Raw genomic sequence first — 17,140 nt, 5'->3', positions numbered from 1 at the left:
CATCAGGCTTCCCTTATAGTATGCCTCAAAAAAGTCAGCTTAATCCTTGGCAATAAGACCTTTCTCTTGCAGGGTAGAAATAATTACTTCCACCTCTTGCTCTAAGGTCATTTCTGCCGTATTGAGACGCAACTCAGGGGAAATAGGCGCTTCGTAAGGGTCATCAATTCCAGTAAAACCCTTAATTTCACCCGCACGAGCCTTTTTATAAAGGCCTTTAGGGTCACGAGATTCTGCCTCCTCCAGTGGACAGTCTACAAACACCTCCAAATAAGGCAGATTGCCATCCTCATGCATCTTTCTAACCATATCGCGATCTTCTCGATATGGACTAATAAAGCTACTGAGAACCACAACCCCAGTGTCCGAAAACAGTTTAGAAATCTCACCTACACGACGGATATTTTCTTGGCGATCTTCAGCAGAAAAGCCTAGATTGGAGTTGATACCCAGACGTATATTGTCACCATCCAAGCGATAGCTCAGGACACCACGCGCAGCCAAAGCCTTCTCAACTGCTACTGCTACCGTGCTCTTGCCGGAACCCGACAGGCCGGTGAACCAAAGGGTCACGCCTTTGTGACCAAGAATACTGGCCCTATTGTCACGAGTTACATCGCCATCATGCCAATGTACATTGGTCGCCTTGCGTTCAACTGTTGTCGCCACCGATCACTCCAAGATTTTGATTCAATTCCTATTCCCTCTGCAGTGAGAGGTTCGCAGGAAACCACTCCCCCAGAGGCTAGGCGGCCAATTATCAGGCATTTGAAGCATTAGCGTAAAGGCTTTGCTTATAGCATATTCAACCACATATAGTGGTGGATGTGCATAAGTACCTCTGGCCACTTAATTCTAAATTTCGACACCAAGAAAGAACATAGTAACCTAAAAGAGGAAAATTTTAGGTGATAAATCCTAAGGAAAAGCGGCTTTTTTCCTGGTCGAGAAGTAGAGACTATTTTTACATTGACTGTTGTGGGCCAGCAAATAGATTTAACCTAAATTTGATAATGATCATAATTCTATTGAGAGCACCATAAATTCAATGCCTCAATACTGTGCACTTTCAAATAAGCTTCATTAAACAACAATCAGTATTAACCAAATAGCAATTAAAGTATATCACGCAGCATTATCTCACTGCGTTCTATATTGCAGTTATAACACATATAAACAATTGAATATTACGTTATGGTTATATCTTTGTTTCATCTAATGACATTATGCAAGCACATACAACTATACCTTTAAATATAATCCGCATTCCGCATATAGAAGTGCCACATAAGGACTATGGCACAACCTATCAGAGGGTTAGCAAACCAGTAACCCTAAAAAGTTATAAGGTGGGATAAACCCTTTAATAATTAGCTGATATTCAAAAGGGAGATTATCTTTTAGTATGTGCCATGCTTCACACTCCAATTACATATGTAAGCAATATCATACATATAAATTTGTGCTTACTTAGTGCCTACTCGTAAACAAGATATGCCTATCTCTCCCCCTATTTTCAAAGCTAAACCCAGTTACACCCTACTCAATAAAACACGCCAAATATAGAAAATGACACTATGACCATGATAACCTCTGCTTTGAATAGGCATGAAATAGCCCTGCATTTAGTGGGGCTTAGCTTTATAAAAGGAGGCAATTAGCCGATGGCAAAAAGTGTTCTGGATAGATTCAAAATTCGTAAAGGAAAAGTCTTTGAGGCACCGCTTGAGGAGGCCTTTGGCCGCCTGGTTACACCTTTTGAAGAATTTATCCATCGCCAAAGCAGCAGTGGTATCTTACTGATGTTCTCTGCAATGGTTGCACTGATTGTTGCCAACTCCCCCCTACAGGATGCTTACAAGCACCTGCTGCACATGCCAGTCAGCATTGGCACTGGTGACTGGGTGCTTTCTTTATCACTACATCATTGGATTAATGATGGCCTAATGGCCATCTTCTTTTTCCTGGTAGGGTTAGAACTTAAACGTGAATTTTTAGTTGGAGAACTTTCAGATCTACGCCAAGCAGTCCTGCCCGTAATGGCAGCGGTTGGCGGCATGGTAGTTCCAGCCTTGATTTATAGCTCCCTAAACAGTGGCGACATCGCAGAACGCGGTTGGGGCATCCCTATGGCTACTGATATCGCTTTTGCCGTGGGCTGTATTGCATTACTAGGAAACAGAGTACCCAGAGCTGTGGTAACTTTTCTGGTAGCCCTAGCCATCGTAGATGACCTAGGAGCAATTCTTGTAATTGCTATTTGGTATACAGAGCAAGTGAACACTACCGCTTTAATGGCCTCCGGATTTCTAGTTGCAATCATGGGCTTACTCAATGCCGCCGGGGTTCGCCGCTCCTCTGCCTACGTCTTTACCGGTATTTTGCTCTGGTACGGACTTTACAAGGCAGGCGTTCATGCCACTCTAGCAGGCGTAATTACGGCAATGGCACTACCTGCCAAGCCAAAGTATGATCCCGTAGCGTTCAGCACCTTTGTTAAAGATATTATCCGCAGCTTCGATCGATACTTTCGCCCCGGTGATAAGATCATTGCAAACGATGCCCTCCATGCACGTGTAATGGCCTTGGGTAACGGTGTAAATCTAGCTCAGTCCCCCCTACAGCGTATGGAAACCCGCTTACATATCCCGGTGGGCTTTATAGTAATTCCAATTTTCGCACTGGCTAATGCGGGCATCCCTTTCGATAGCTTTAGTAGTTCAGCAGCGGTACTCAACCCAGTAACACTTGGTGTCATTAGCGGCTTGGTTGTTGGCAAGCTAATTGGCATTGTAGGCGCAACTTGGATTGGCTGGAAACTTGGCTGGGGCAAGCTACCCAAGGCTGCGAACTTTCAGCATATCGTAGGTGTGGCATTACTCGCCGGCATTGGCTTTACTATGTCTATCTTTATAGCCGAGCTGGCATTTAGCTCCCAGTACGAACTTCTGGTGCAGGCGAAAGCCGGTATTCTACTAGCTTCTGTAATCGCCGGAGTTGCCGGCTTCCTAGTTCTACGCAATGCACCTATCTCTGCAGAGCAAGAGGATGAATTCAAGGAAGCAGAGGAAGCTGAGAGCTCAAGTTCTGGACTGCCGCCTCATTCCGTCTCGTAGCAGAGTAGATTTGTGGTAGGCCTAAAATTTCCGCTTTAAATTGTACAGCCTGAGCCGAGTAACTATAATCAATAGTTACTCGGCTAAGATTTACTCACATAACGATTACTTAGATAACAGCACCGGCTAGGCTTGGTATCGAATAACTCAACTAACAACAAAAAATAAGTTCAGCATCAATTAAATCCGCACCAAAGTCACATCACAATGAGCATAATTTACGATACTATTTGCCGTAGAGCCTATTAGAGAGCTTATACCTTTCTTAGAGTGAGTCCCGAGCATGATTAAATCTACATTTCTTTTTTCAGCTTCCTTGCAAATCACCTCATAGGGCTTGCCTACTTTCAGGAGTCTATTTTTCTTAGAGATACCGAAATCTGAAACTATCTCCTCAAACTTCGGAATAGCATCCTCTTTAAGCTCTCGCTGATAATCCTTAGGCAAAAAACTGTAGGGAAGCACATTTAATACGATTAACTTACTTTCATGCTGCCTTGAAAGTTCTACGGCCCTAGAAAGCACAAAGCGCCCTTCTTTGGAAGCCTCTATAGCGCAAAGAATTGTTTTATACATCTAACCCCCTCCCCTTATTATCATAACTAAACACTTCTAAAACCAGCCGATCAACAAAAAACGCCAACTACTAGATTCATTGTCACACAGAAATCCCCTCCTAAGCACCCAGAAAAAACCAAATACATCAATTTCCAGCCTACTCATACGGCACCCCTGTATTTGCAAATGGATCCAAACTATTCAAACAGGAAGGAACTTAATTCATTAGGAATCGGGGCTCAAAGGAGTCACCTTGGAAGCAACTTAGTATCATTAGAGCACCCAAAACACAATAAGGTCCCAATTCACTTTAAAATTTATTACATTTCAACCTTCCATAGCCTTTAAAAATAAAGTGATCAGTTAACGCTCACCAGCATCAACAAGCGCTCGATAAATTCGGCCGGGATAATCACCAATAATCCCATCTACACCCAATGATATACTGCGCTCAATATGGTCTTCATTGTTCACTGTCCAAAGGTCCACAGCCACTCCTTTTCTCTGAAAAAAGCGCACATAGGGCTTGGTCGCAATACTATATGGCAATTGTGCAACATCAAACTTGGGCTGAAAAGCCCAGCCAAAACCTGTACTCCAAGCAAGACTTGCTTCGATAAGCTCACCTATAGTTGCGCTGGTTCTAACCTGACCCCCGCTAAGTTCACGGAAGTGCTTCATGGCTTTACTATGCTGGCTAGCAACAGTAACTTGCTGCTCCATACGGTAATCTGCAATGACTTGCCAAAGCGTCTCAGAAAGAGTCTTATCATTGGGCTTAATCTCTATATTAAAATAGCCATCCGGGTAACGCTCAAACAATTCATTGAGAGTTAACAGAGTGAGTCCTTGCCCCCTAAAAGGGTAGCTACTGCCATTATCTAATGTGAATTCGTGACCAGCATCAAGGGTTTTAATTTCACCCAGCGTCAAATCCGCAATTTTTTCAGATATCCCAACATTATCCTTTAGGTCTGAATCATGATTAATGATGACAAAATAGTCTTTCGACAGATGAACATCTAACTCTAATATATCGGCACCTTGCTCCAATGCTTTATCAAACGCTAGCCTTGTACTTTGAGGGTATTCACCAGATGCCCCCCTATGTGCGAGAATCTCAATAGAAAATGCCTGATTACAATATCCAACACAAAAAACATAGAAAGCCAATGCACGCATAAATATTTTCATCTTTCAAACCCATTTCATGTTAAAGGAGAAGCTTTTCAATAAATAGTCAAAATATCTTCATCGCACGTAAACCAAACAAAACCGCTGCTCTTCAAGGCAATTGTCAAGATTCAACTAGGCTTTTATTTACAACCAATTCAGCAGAATTAGTTAAACAACAATTAAATATTTTCCAGCAAGCCTTACCAGCTAAATCACATCATTGCCATAGACGTTATAATTTTTCCAAACCAGCCCCACCTTAACCTTCCTCGTTAAATTAGTACAACTACAACTTCTCCCAACAATAGGTACCAGCTCACAAGTTTCTATTTTCTAATGCCACCATGCTATTTCAGGCAAAAATATTCGCCAAAATTGAGACATCAAATTAAACATGACACCTAAGAAATCCGCCAGAAATAGATTATAGCGCCACTAAACTATCAACATTTTGATATGAGACAGAACGTATGGAGACATACCCGCAAATAAAGCGCTAACAACTGAGCAATAGAAATTAAGAGCTTAAAGCCATACTGACAGCCCAGTAAGAGAGAAAAAGGTTTAAAAAGGAGCTCGCCCTCTTGGTACTCAACGAGAAGAATCGCACACGCTGAGAGACTGATTAGCTTGGAGCTGGCCTGTAAAGTGATTGAAGCATGTCGGACATACCGTTTCGAATATAGCAGAAAGAAAAACTCCTCTGAACTACCTAGAATGTAGCACCGCTCCCAAGTCACGGAGCCCTTCTAACGCAGCCATAGCTCAGGAGAAAGCCACAAAATCGTCAATTTACCTTATCGGCAGGGATATCAATCGTGAGATTCAAAGTTAGAAGGCAAGTGTGTGAGACCGATTTAGTATGCAAGTATTCCTAACTCTCATCAATACAGAAGGGAAATAATTGCGCACTTAGACACGCCAAATGAACTTGATCGCCAGTTTAATGCAGAGAAGCCCAATCAAAATTTAGCGCGTTGATATTACCTATATCCGGGCTTGGTTAAGACTGGTGTTGCCTAGCAACCAGTATAGATTTGCATACTCACATGCATCGTCAAATGGTCCCTCTTAAAGCAAGCAGATGCCACATTAACGACAAAGGCCTTAGTAATGGCCTGGGAATATCAAGAAATACCCAGTGGAGCTATGCTGCTCTTAGATCAAGGCAGGCTGTATACGAGCCTTTGATCATTCCTTAATGTATTACTACAACTGGAAGCGTCTCCTGGACGAATATTTTGTTGATTCGATCCATCTCCTATATAGCCTCCCTTATTCTGAACAATTGCCCTGGTGGGAGTAATCTCGATATGCCCCATTCCTTCTTTCATAGAAAGTCATCCTGGACGGTTTAAATTCGCAACAATCTTTCCCCTCCCGATCGTACAATTACGAATGTCATCGATGGAGTAAGGAGACTGTATAACAGCTTTGCTGCTCTGCTGAAGTAAAGGGTAAATAAAGAAGTATTTATTAGTGGAGCTACAATATTAGTTTACATTTAAAAGCTTTTACCCTCTTATTCAGGTGAAAAGCATGAAAACACCGTGAAGTATCGCATGATAGAGAAGTCTCCTAATAAGTTATTAAATTCGCCTTGGGGGCAAATATCGCACCCTCTCGAGGTAGCCTAAAATGCATTCTGGCTGTCATTTAAAATAATTATTTAATCAAGGAGTTTCCGAATGGTTGCTTTAAGAGGTTCTACAAAAGTTCCACCTTATCAACTCACAGAACATGACGAAGACTTACAAGACAATCCACCAAGCACTGGGTTTGCCGCAAGAGGCAAAGAGGACAAAGCTAGAGCACGTGCATTAGCGCGAATTAACGATGCAACTGGCTTAAACCTAACAATGGATGACTTTGAGGTAACTATGACGGCTTCAAGCGATACTAGTCGATATACACCAGTTGAGTGGAAATGCTCACGAACGGTGGGGCATGGTACTCGGGAGCGCACCTGGTCTCTTATTATAGATATGGATGATATCCCACCAGGTGCCGCAGGTAATGGGCCCGATCGTCCTCACATTGGATATTCGTATTGGTGCAACGGTTACGATCCTATAGGAAGGGTTAACGGTCATATCTTTATCGAATACGTATCTGCATCAAGACTAACCGAGTGAATAAAGGGAGTGGCTTGAGCAGTCCAGCAAAACTCAAGTCACTCCCAAGGGAAATCTTCCCATCTAGCGATTCAAGTAGGCAATGTAAATACTTACCGCACATTCAATTTTCTCTGGACACCATTGTCCCCTATAAACAAAGAGCCACTGCTATTTTTTTGCTGATTCAACCCATCGTCTATATGGCTACTTCTACTCAGAACCATTGTCCTGAAGTGAATTAAACCCAGTACACAACTCAATTGCCTGAGGCTACTGACACCTTTTGCGCTAAGATACAGTAGAAGATAACCATAACCGAAACTTAGATTGCAACAATTGTATAGTTAAATGTGATGAGGCTCTTTATTGGTTTTAATAACCTCTCTAACCGTTGCACCACCAATATCTCTGCAAGTTTGACCATTACTAAAATAAAGCTTGACAGCTTCACCTCTAACCACTGGGCGAACAAAACGCCAAGGCCAAAATCCGAAACGCTGAGAGCCGACATAATTTACTACTGCATTAGCTCCTAAGGCATCAGCCTTATCAGCAAATACCTGCAAAACATCAGTTACACTGCCATAAGAATTTTTACCTATTTTAATTCTTTGGATCTTTTCGTATTTTATATCTGATGCTGGGTGCCCCGTAACTAAGCATATATCTAGTGAGTCACTTGCTGAAACTGGAACTGAAGCAAGCATTAAAGTTGCAATTAAGCCTAAATTTTTCATTATCAATCCCTAAAACTAATAAAACCAAGTGTACATAATTCCCAAATCGACCGCACCCAAAAAAATGAAAAAATTAGACGATATAACACTAAAAAAGTACAATTTCTTGCCAGCTGCATTTTTTCAAGACAGAGTTCAAAATATTCCCTTTCAACTCCAAGACTCCCTCAAAACGGTAAAGCTAAGATCTGACCATTTCTGTGCGGATGGCTTATCGACTTAAAGCCTACAGAAAAATGTTAAATCAACCATGAATCAACCAATTAGACAAGGCTTCCACAGAGATACTTTCAGAAGGAATAGATATGACAAAAACAGCTGTGCGGCGCTGCACCCACTGCCATTTCTCGGGAGTATCCGATGCATAGACGCCATCGCACTTGGGGATCTTCTCGGCCGAGCGGTTGGCGAGCCTGGCCAGGGTTTTACTGGGGGCGATACCCACTCCGACAGGCATACGAATATTACGACAGAGCGTGTTACGGATCTTGCAGCCGTAGCCCTGCCAATCCTCCTGCAGCCCTTGCAGATCCAAAAACATCTCATCGATGCTGTAAACCTCCACATTGGGGCCTAACTCGCGGAGGGTGGTCATTACCCGGTGGGAGATATCGCCATACAGGGGATAATTGCTGGAGAAGATAGCCAGCAGGTGCCAAACCTTAAAGAAAGGCTCCAAGTCGCCAATGCCCAACAGCTTCGCCTCCTTGGAGCACGCCACCACAAAGCCATCGTTATTGGAGAGCACCACCACCGGGCTCCCGCGCAGATCGGGCCGGAATATCTGCTCACTGCAGTCCACCAATACCAGCATTCAGCGCGGCCGGTGATAACGCACCGAAGCCTTCCCCCCCTCCACAATCAATTCCTGCCCCTCCCAAATAGGGATCGGCGCGTAGTCATCATTCGCAGAGAGCAGCCGCCCCTGCTGCTGGTCCAGCACCTTGCAGGTCAGCTGCCCATCCAGGGCCACCACCACATCCCCATGGGTAGGCTTTAGCGAGCGATCGACAATCAACAAATCCTTGTCGAAGATACCGAGCCCCATCATGGAATCCCCATTTGCCCACGCCATAAAGGTCGCCGCCGGCTTGTTGTTCATGTGCTCATCCAGGCTGAGGGCCGCCTCCTCACCAATCAGCTGCAGCAAGGCGGTGCGCGCATTCTGATTGGGGCAGCCAACCACCCATTCCAGGCCGCCGGCACATAGATTATTAACGTGGAGAAGTTGTTGAACGTGAGCGGTCAAAGGCATGGTCTACCTCCTTGTAGGAACGACAAACCCTAACCACCAAAGGCACTGGCCCCGGTGGCTTACCCCTGCCAAGGCCCGCTACTGATTTATCGGGGCTTTTGGCGATAAACACCGATCAAAAGCCTTGCCCCGTCGAACGACATGACGAAAAACGAGGTACGCAACGGCATAGAACACTGCGATACACAAACCAGTATCGCTGGCCACCATATCCCAAAGCTTTGAACGCGAACCCGGTTCCGTTAAAAGCAATACAGGAGCCGCGAACTGGAAGAAGAAATTGTGAGCAGCGTGGGCGATGGTGGCAACCCAGACTGATCCAGAGCGCATTCTGAGCTCGCTGAATACAAAGCTCATGGCGATAATACCGAGGCCATAGATCAACGCCATGAGCAACGTATAATCTGTCTGGTAGAAACCTCCGTAAGCAATGAGTGGAAGATGCCAGGACGCCCATACAAGTCCGCTGACGAGATAGGGGTTCTTAACACCACCACTTACCAACTTTGGCAATAGGAATCCGCGCCATCCGAGCTCTTCCCCAAATGCGCCGATCAGGCCAAGCACTAAGACGGATAGAAGAACAGGGCTGAGTTGGATCAGTTGCTCCAATGACACCAACGAGAATTGCCGGATATCGATGGCTGCAGATACCAGCCCCGTTAGCAATACTAATAGGAATGGAATTGCGACTGCATAGACGTAGTAGCGTCCCTTTCCGATCCGAAAGCTGACATCTTCATATCCAGATTTTAGGGTGAGCCTCAGCACTATTGAAAGAGAGCCAGGGATGCACATCAGGGCGACTATCCAAAGCGGGCCGAAATTCCTGACACCCCCGCTGGCGATGATGAACGCCTCCAAGCTCCAACTAATTGCAAGTACCAAGACGATAAAGACTAATGCTTGGTTTCTATCCCTCATCATACCTCCGTGTGTTCAACAGCTTACGCCCGTATAACCGGTGAGTAGTACTGGGGAGATTTTTGCCCCGAAGGGAATAGCAAAAAGCGTCACGGTAGTACGAATCCGTGTTTATACGTTTATTAGGCATCGTTTTTTTCAATTATTATAAATGGTTTTTCATCCCTAGCTGGACCATTAGGAGCTACTACAGGCCGATAACTAGTAAACTCTGATAACTTATACAAAATATCAACTTCTGAATTATCACTTAGTTTCAAGTTTACTTTGAGAGATTTTATGCTCTTTTGATTTATAGTGAGCATACAGGTATATTTTTCTCCGATATCATCCTCCGAACTCTTGGAAAATTCACAGCCTTCCCCTGCCGCACTGACAGCAATAAGTTTTAATGGTATAACATTAAAATCATCAGTCTCAGAGTATGTTCTAAATCTAAAGTACAACTTTCGTTCCGATGATTCCAATCCGTTATTACCACCCAAAGGAATTACCGGTAGTCCTAATGGGCCAGCAGCGATCTCCCTATGACTTACAAGAAGTGGATAGATAACAAGGTATCCTTTATCTACTGGGAAAGAGTAAAGAGGGGGATTATAAATTCCAAAACAGTGATCTCCAAATAAACCCAAAGTAGCTTGGTTTTCTTCACACCAATCAAAAACGTAAGTTCTTTTAAGTAAAGAAGTTGGTTCTATTTCGTAATTAATAGTTTTGCTAAGTGTCGAGCATCCAGAAAAAATTAAAACTGTCAAAAATTTTACCAATAACTTCAACATCAAAGCCTCCTCTAGATGCCCAACACTGCTAGCAAGGGTAGCCGAAGCGAAGCGTTGGCTATCCACTGTCCGATAAATTTACAGGGAAAATACCATACTTTCCCCACCAATTAACTATCTGATTGGCTTTCCACTATGGTGCTGCTGGCTTACAGGGCTTGCCGACTTAAAACGAAGGCACTTGTATGAAACTGTGGTACCAGCTGGAAGAAAAAACTCTCTGGAGAAGTGTGTCCAGTTAGAGATTGATACTTGCAGCAACTACAAAATATCTAAAAAATGACCACCACAATAACGTCACAATAACCGGTATTCTAAAACGTGATCTTGCCCCGATAAAACAGACACACTACATTTCATTTTGCTATTCGCTCATGTTCCATTGGTGATTGGTAGTCTAGCGCTGAACTGACAAGTACTGCCACTGCCCCTTAGCCATAAGGTATGGTTACGTCAGCACCCAAACTTGATTCCTGCTTTTAGGCACAGCTCCATCCGGTCTAAGATTCTCCCCAGAGGCTAGGAAACGTATTATGCCTGGTGCCCTACATGTCACTCTCATAACTCTGGCTACGACCCCTAATTCCTGCATCAGCCAGGCTACGCGCTTACGGCTAACTTCATAGCCCTTGGTCAGCAAGGCTTTCCAAATCCTTGGACTACCATAGCGCCCTGCAGAGTCATCCGAAATCTTTTGAATCTGAACCTTGAGATCATCATCTTGGTATTTTCGTTCTGATCGCGGCCTCTTCAGCCAATCATAATAGCCTCTGCGCGATACTCCCAGCCACTGACAAGTTCTTTTGACTCCTAGTTCTGATTCGAACCTCTGGATGAGTCGATATCTTGCTGATATTCCTCCGAAAGAAACCGTTGCCACTTTTTTAGCAAATCAAGCTCCTGCTTTAATTTACGACTCTCCGCCTCTAAACGCTTTACTCTAAAAAGTTCCTTTTCTGCTCTAGAGACTACCCCAGTAAGCTTTTTTCGTTTATCTGCCACAATCTTCCCTTCCTGATACTATTTTCGCCATCGTGACAGCATGAAAAAGTGAATGTTGATAGTTTCAGCCACTTCCTTAACTTGAATGCCCTCTATCAAACTAGAGGCTGTTTCATAACTTGAAATCGGCTATTCTCACGCAATTACATAGAAAAAAGGCCAGCAATAGTGAGCCGATTCAAGTCAGAGTTAACCAATGATCAATGGAAATTGATCGAACCTTGTCTTCCTGAGTTAAAACGAGGAAAGGGAGGCCCAAAACCCATTGATAATCGAGCTTGTTTTGAGGGCATCCTATGGCTTTTGCGTTCTGGAGCGCGATGGAAAGATCTTCCTTCACATTATCCATCACCGAGTACATGCTGGAGAAGGCTTCAATTTTGGGAAGAGCAAGGAGCTTGGTTACAGGCATGGAGAAGATTTCTGGAGCTGTTGGATCAGCAGTCTTTGCTTAACTGGGAGGAGGTCTTTTCTGATGGCAGCTTTGCACCAGCAAAAAAAGGGGCTTCGAAATCGGGAAAACCAAGCGGGGCAAGGGTTCAAAGTGGATGGTGGTGGTCGATGGCGAAGGTATTCCACTGGGAGGCACCATTACTTCGGCCTCACCAGCAGAAGTGAAGTTATTACACCCATTACTTGATGTTACGTATAAAAACACAAAGATTCATCGCTTAGTTTATGATAAAGCGGCGGACTCGGATCCTCTTAGAGATAGCCTGTTGAGTCGTGGAATTGACCTTATCTGTCCACACAGGAGAAATAGGAAAAAAGTCTCAAGGCAGGATGGCAGAAAGCTTAGAAGGTACGCTCGCCGTTGGAAAGTTGAGAGGACTTTTGCGTGGTTGGGAAATTACCGCCGTTTAGTTGTTAGATGGGAGCGATATTTGTCCACTTATCGTGCTTTTTTCTATATTGCATGCATGTTAATTACGTTAAAGAAGTTATGAAACAGCTTCTAAGCATTACCGCTTTCACTTTGAATTCGTTTGAATACTGCCAAGTCTTTCTAGGTTTGTAGTATTTCGGCATAAGACACCTTGTCTGTTTGACTTTGGTGCCCATTAAAAAGGGGAAACATTACGGCCCAGTCGCGGTGCCTGTTAGTACTATACAGCAGTCGCCATCGGCATCAGACCAGCGGGGAAGCCATTGCTGGCGGTCGTAGGCTTGGAGTTCGGCTTCGTAGCAGCCAATTAAAGCGGCTGCTACAGCAAGTAAGCAAAAAATACAACAGTGTTTTAACATCGAAAGGTAGTCTAACATCCAACACTTATTTTGGTGGCTGAGCTAAATATGATTAGAACGAGACAGCTGGGACACAAGGGCACCCCAGCCTGCCGAAAGCTTAACGTTTAGTCTGCACTTTTAGTGAAATACAGACTGTCTTTCACCCGAACGCCGGTACTTGGGTCAGTGACATACCAGGTTAGCTCATAATCTCCGGCCTCAAACCAAGCAGGAATACTTAGATAATTTCTAGTGTAGTCCTTGCCTCAGAATAATTTAGCACCACATCCCGTGATTTATGGATGGGATAATTATCCCCGTTGGGAAATTTAAGTACACTCCACTGTTCGAGTGTCACCAAAGATTGCGTAGAATCTAAATTACGAATACTTGCATCATAATTGACTCTCCCTCCGTAAGAAGGAACTGAAAACTCGGCAGGTTCGTCAAGTGCAATTGTTAACTGAGTATCAGAGATATCACCTTCAACTTGCAATCTAAGGCCCGACAACTCTACATAGCCACCGGACACAGTGAAATTAATCTCACCTTTTCTGTCAAGAAGATTCTTTGGTAATATATTATTGCCATCCATACAATAATTGAAATCTTGCAACTGCCTAATGGGATTAGGATTTTCTGGAGTTGGGAGAATAATGGGATAAAATAAAGGCACCGAAATCCATTGACTAACTACAGGCGGGTAACCTGGGGATTCATTTTCTACTATGAAACCTGCATAGTCCGCATCTCCACCATTAACTTCAGCTTGGATACAAAGCCTTTCAATACTATTGAATTGAAAGCCAATGTCTAACTTCACCTCATGAGTAATTCCATCCTCCATCATGAAAGGATACGGTTCACTCAGGTGTACTGGGGCACTGATCATGTCTGCCTGTACGGATGCCGATGCGCAGATTAAAGTAAAGCCAGCGATGGATTTTCTCAACACAGTATTGTGCAGAGGTTGATTTATACTCAGCTTTTTCAAAATAACAACTCACTCAATATATTATGAAGTATAACAATTCTTCCAAATAGAGTAGCTGGGACACAAGAGCGTCCCGGCCTGCCAGGAGCTTAAAGCTTAGTCAGCACTTTTAGTGAAATACAGGCTGTCCTCTACCAGATTCCCGGTGCTTGGATTAACCACATACCAAGTCAACTCGTAGTCTCCAGCCTCAAACCAAGCAGGTATATTGAGGTAATTTCGCGTGTAATCCTTTGCTTCAGAATAATTCAATACGACATCCCGTGATTTATGAATGGGATAATTAGTCCCATTGGGAAGTTTGAGCACACTCCATTGTTCGAATGTAACCAATGATTGCGTATAGTCTAAATTACGAATACTTGCATCATAATTAACTCTTCCCCCATAAGAAGGAACTGAAAACTCAGCAGGTTCATCAATTTCGATCGCCAACTGGATGTCAGAGGATTCACCTTCGACAACTAGCTCAACGTCCCAGAACTCTACGTAACCATCAACCGCTTCGATTGAAAACTTAACTTCCCCATCGAGAAGGTTTTTCGCCAAGAGAGAATTTTGATCTAAACAGAGACTAACATCCTGTAGCTCTGAGACAGGGTTGGGATTTTCCGGAGTTGGATCATCGGCGGTGTAAACCATAGACATAGGATACAATATCTCATAGGACATATGGCAGGGTTTAACATATTCCGGTCCTACAATAACAGCCATCCTGTCAGCATTTCCGCCTTTAACTTTAGTTTTGAAACAAACTTTTTCAATGGTATCAAACTGATGGGCAATATCTAAATCCACCTCATGCTCAACTCTATCTTCGAAGCTGAAGGGATACGGCTCACCTAGATCTATTGTTGTACTGATCGTATCTGCCTGAACTAATGTCGACGCGCAAATAAAAGAGAAACCAGCGATAGAATTTTTCACTACAGCCTTGTGTCGAGGGGATCTATTTGTCAATTTTTTCAAAACTACATTCCATTACATACATTTTGAGACACAAAAATACTTCGAACATTTTTTATAACCCAATCCTGATTAAGTGCGATCCATGCTTTGGTAATCAGTATTTATCGCACGTCTTAGATAGCTCCAAACTACGAAAAATAGATTTACAGAGCACAAACCCCAAAATCAGTAGGCTAAAAATGTTCGAATTATTCTATTCGATCATTTCCTTATACCTCAAAATTTTTACCTTAGTATCCGTACCATCTAAGCCAACAACTAAAACAACACGACTAACTAACCTGATTTCCCAATAAATCCCATTCAACGCGCTTAACATCTGCCCAACCACCCCAACCAAATCGCTGCTTGTGTCGCCAGTAATCTGCGGCAGTGCAGCCGGGCGGTTGGCAATCTGCCAGCCGCTGCTGCCATTTACATACAACAGCCCATCCACTTTATTCAGAGCCACTTTTGCCGGGAAAAATTGCCAGTAGCCAGGGTCCGCAACATAGCGGGCGAGCTGGCCGTCTTTGCCGGCCCAGGCGCCGGTGCCTGCGCCTACTAGGTAGCGATCACCATCGCCGGCGGAGCCCGGTGGATCATTCTGTATGGCCTGCACTTCCAGCTGTAGCAGTGCGTCGGTGGTATCCAGGGCTTGGTTAAGGCTGGCGGCGGGGTCCAAAGTCCCCTCTTGGGCGTAGGGGATACCGTTATTCGGTGTGTTGCTCATGGGATTTGTTTCCTGCTTATACGCTGATTTGTGCAGCCGGGCCTGGGCCGGTGATGCTGTTTAGCTGGCTGACTTTGATTGTCGCTGTGCCTGGGTCTGCGATGGTGAGTGTGGTTGCGGTGGTGTCTGTGCTTTGGCCATTCACCGTTACCCGATAGCCGGCAAAAAACTGGCTTTGATCGTAAGCGGCGCGGCCACCCAGGCGCCCTACTCCGAGCCAGTGAATTACCAGTTGGCCATTTGCGCGGTGAGCTCTGAGATTGGCCGGGGCGGACTCGGTATGGCTGGCGCCGGTGAAAGTGCCGCTGGTAACTGTCTCTTTACCACTGCCAATACTGGTGGTGCGGAAGGTCAGCGTCTGGCCGAGGTTATAGCGCTCGGTGGCAATAAAGTTGAGCGTGTTGCGTTCCAGTAATACAAAGCGCGTGCCCGCCGGGTGGTCTGTGGGCGTGGTGCCGAGGCGCCCGCGCAGGAAGTAACCGATTTCCCACACGCCGGGGCTAATTTCTTCGGCCTCGCCAAAGCTGACAATTTCATTGCCGATCAGCGCCCTATTCTGGCGGTTAAGCAGATCCGCCAAAGTACGGTTTTCCAGTGCGTCGCCTGTGTCGTAGAGGCGCAATTGCACGCGATTATGAGTATCGGGGATTTCCGGCTTGTGGCTGCCGAGGCTAGTAGTCAGCTCGCCCATAACCGCCTCGATATCGGTATTATCGGATTCGATATAGTTCTGCCCACCATCCAATGAGAGAGACACTGTGGCACCGCCCCAGGCGCTGTTGCTGCCGGCAATGGCGACGTAGTAGCCCAGCTGTAAATCATCACCGCTGGCCAGTATGGGCGCGTCGATAAATTCTATATAGGTAGTGCCCGGCACTAGTGGCACCGGGGCCGGTGGGGTCATGGGGGCCACACCGAAGGCCTGGGACTGGTAAGCACTTTTGCGGTCGTGAATCAGTTTGACTTTCTGCTCGCCGTTATCCAGGGAGACTTCATCGATACGGCATCGGTCCCCACGAAACAGCACCACGTCACCAGGGGTGAGTTTTAGGTAACTGTCCGGCAGGGTAATTTCAAACTCGCCGCGCTGCTCTTCGATCATCACCTTGTGCATAATCACGGCGATCTGCGCGGCCTGGTCGGTTTCTAAAACCAATGGGGTTTCTATATTTTTTTCCCCCTCGCCGCGGGTGTCGATGCTGCGATCGCTAGTCTGCTTGCTGGTATCGATACCGCCCTCCGCGTCGTAATAGTTCAGGTTTAAAACCCGCACAATTTCCTGGGGGGAGCGGCGGGTTTTCTCGTCGTCACTATCGCCGATCAAATCGTTTTCATCGATAGTCATTACCGGTTCGGCGCCGCGCGGAGTAAATACCAGGGAATCACCGCGATTGACCGGATCAAAAAAAAACGCCTTGGCCAGCTCCTGAATATGTTCGAACGCGGGGGCCTCGTTGCTGATCTGCATTCCCGAGACATAGCCCTCCAATAGAGTGGTATCGAATTTGCCAAACGGCAGGCCGGCGCGCTCGCAGATCTCTGCAACCACGGCATAGAGGGGATAAGGCATAGGG

The 17,140-nt window shown here is 45.1% G+C and carries 17 protein-coding genes and 1 pseudogene; 4 read left to right on the top strand and 14 right to left on the bottom strand.

What is annotated here, in order from left to right:
• Positions 1-39: 39 nt before the first annotated feature.
• On the bottom strand, positions 40-669 hold the full coding sequence (gene cysC, locus ACJJIT_RS07610) for an adenylyl-sulfate kinase (RefSeq protein WP_444900536.1): 630 nt from the start codon (positions 667-669) through the stop codon (positions 40-42).
• 995 nt (positions 670-1,664) lie between these two features.
• Between cysC and nhaA the strand changes: the two genes are divergently transcribed.
• On the top strand, positions 1,665-3,116 hold the full coding sequence (gene nhaA, locus ACJJIT_RS07605) for a Na+/H+ antiporter NhaA (RefSeq protein WP_444884574.1): 1,452 nt from the start codon (positions 1,665-1,667) through the stop codon (positions 3,114-3,116).
• 180 nt (positions 3,117-3,296) lie between these two features.
• Here nhaA and ACJJIT_RS07600 read toward each other — a convergent pair whose 3' ends face one another.
• Together ACJJIT_RS07600 and ACJJIT_RS07595 are read right to left on the bottom strand one after the other, a co-directional pair.
• Positions 3,297-3,692 (bottom strand): universal stress protein, encoded by a 396-nt coding sequence (locus ACJJIT_RS07600; RefSeq protein WP_444900535.1) that lies wholly within the window; start codon positions 3,690-3,692, stop codon positions 3,297-3,299.
• A 345-nt stretch (positions 3,693-4,037) separates the two neighbouring features.
• Entirely contained in the window at positions 4,038-4,868 is an 831-nt protein-coding gene (locus ACJJIT_RS07595) for a glycerophosphodiester phosphodiesterase (protein ID WP_444900534.1), read from the bottom strand.
• A gap of 1,670 nt (positions 4,869-6,538) precedes the next feature.
• Here ACJJIT_RS07595 and ACJJIT_RS07590 point away from each other — a divergent pair.
• Positions 6,539-6,985: a hypothetical protein gene (locus tag ACJJIT_RS07590; RefSeq protein ID WP_444900533.1), complete on the top strand. Its 447-nt coding sequence runs from the start codon at positions 6,539-6,541 to the stop codon at positions 6,983-6,985.
• Positions 6,986-7,311: 326 nt separating this feature from the next.
• On the opposite strand, the gene ACJJIT_RS07585 is transcribed toward ACJJIT_RS07590, so the two are convergent.
• The 7 genes from ACJJIT_RS07585 to ACJJIT_RS07555 all read right to left on the bottom strand — a co-directional run bounded on the left by ACJJIT_RS07585 (position 7,312) and on the right by ACJJIT_RS07555 (position 11,664).
• Positions 7,312-7,704 carry a hypothetical protein gene (locus ACJJIT_RS07585; RefSeq protein WP_444886447.1) on the bottom strand — a complete coding sequence of 131 codons (393 nt, stop codon included), beginning with the start codon at positions 7,702-7,704 and terminating at the stop codon, positions 7,312-7,314.
• Between the two features lie 244 nt (positions 7,705-7,948).
• Entirely contained in the window at positions 7,949-8,518 is a 570-nt protein-coding gene (locus tag ACJJIT_RS07580) for a Y-family DNA polymerase (RefSeq protein ID WP_444900532.1), read from the bottom strand.
• Positions 8,519-8,959 (bottom strand): LexA family protein, encoded by a 441-nt coding sequence (locus ACJJIT_RS07575; RefSeq protein WP_444900531.1) that lies wholly within the window; start codon positions 8,957-8,959, stop codon positions 8,519-8,521.
• 78 nt (positions 8,960-9,037) lie between these two features.
• Positions 9,038-9,883, bottom strand: coding sequence for a CPBP family intramembrane glutamic endopeptidase (locus ACJJIT_RS07570; protein ID WP_444900530.1), 846 nt, complete (start codon positions 9,881-9,883; stop codon positions 9,038-9,040).
• Between the two features lie 122 nt (positions 9,884-10,005).
• Positions 10,006-10,662 (bottom strand): hypothetical protein, encoded by a 657-nt coding sequence (locus tag ACJJIT_RS07565; protein WP_444900529.1) that lies wholly within the window; start codon positions 10,660-10,662, stop codon positions 10,006-10,008.
• Positions 10,663-11,110: 448 nt separating this feature from the next.
• A complete protein-coding gene (locus ACJJIT_RS07560; RefSeq protein ID WP_444900528.1) occupies positions 11,111-11,542 on the bottom strand; it encodes an IS3 family transposase in 432 nt (143 codons plus the stop codon).
• Entirely contained in the window at positions 11,473-11,664 is a 192-nt protein-coding gene (locus tag ACJJIT_RS07555; protein ID WP_444900527.1) for a hypothetical protein, read from the bottom strand. The genes ACJJIT_RS07560 and ACJJIT_RS07555 overlap by 70 nt, the downstream gene beginning before the upstream one ends.
• A gap of 168 nt (positions 11,665-11,832) precedes the next feature.
• Between ACJJIT_RS07555 and ACJJIT_RS07550 the strand changes: the two genes are divergently transcribed.
• Together ACJJIT_RS07550 and ACJJIT_RS07545 are read left to right on the top strand one after the other, a co-directional pair.
• Complete coding sequence (locus tag ACJJIT_RS07550; RefSeq protein WP_444899177.1) at positions 11,833-12,282, top strand: transposase; 450 nt, start codon at positions 11,833-11,835, stop codon at positions 12,280-12,282.
• Positions 12,168-12,611, top strand: a pseudogene (locus ACJJIT_RS07545) (IS5 family transposase); the annotation flags it as partial. The gene ACJJIT_RS07550 and the pseudogene ACJJIT_RS07545, both read left to right, overlap by 115 nt.
• Positions 12,612-13,129: 518 nt before the next feature.
• Here the strand turns inward: ACJJIT_RS07545 and ACJJIT_RS07540 are convergent.
• The 4 genes from ACJJIT_RS07540 to ACJJIT_RS07525 all read right to left on the bottom strand — a co-directional run bounded on the left by ACJJIT_RS07540 (position 13,130) and on the right by ACJJIT_RS07525 (position 17,136).
• Positions 13,130-13,885, bottom strand: a complete 756-nt coding sequence (locus ACJJIT_RS07540) for an RbmA family biofilm matrix protein (RefSeq protein ID WP_444900526.1) — start codon at positions 13,883-13,885, stop codon at positions 13,130-13,132.
• Positions 13,886-13,981: 96 nt separating this feature from the next.
• Positions 13,982-14,854, bottom strand: a complete 873-nt coding sequence (locus ACJJIT_RS07535; protein WP_444900525.1) for an RbmA family biofilm matrix protein — start codon at positions 14,852-14,854, stop codon at positions 13,982-13,984.
• A 193-nt stretch (positions 14,855-15,047) separates the two neighbouring features.
• Positions 15,048-15,566 (bottom strand): DUF2793 domain-containing protein, encoded by a 519-nt coding sequence (locus ACJJIT_RS07530; protein WP_444900524.1) that lies wholly within the window; start codon positions 15,564-15,566, stop codon positions 15,048-15,050.
• A 16-nt stretch (positions 15,567-15,582) separates the two neighbouring features.
• Entirely contained in the window at positions 15,583-17,136 is a 1,554-nt protein-coding gene (locus ACJJIT_RS07525; RefSeq protein WP_444900523.1) for a phage tail protein, read from the bottom strand.
• Positions 17,137-17,140: the final 4 nt, after the last annotated feature.

The organism is Microbulbifer mixtoriginis (SeqCode), from assembly GCF_052467515.1.
This window is presented reverse-complemented; position numbering and strand designations above follow the sequence as displayed.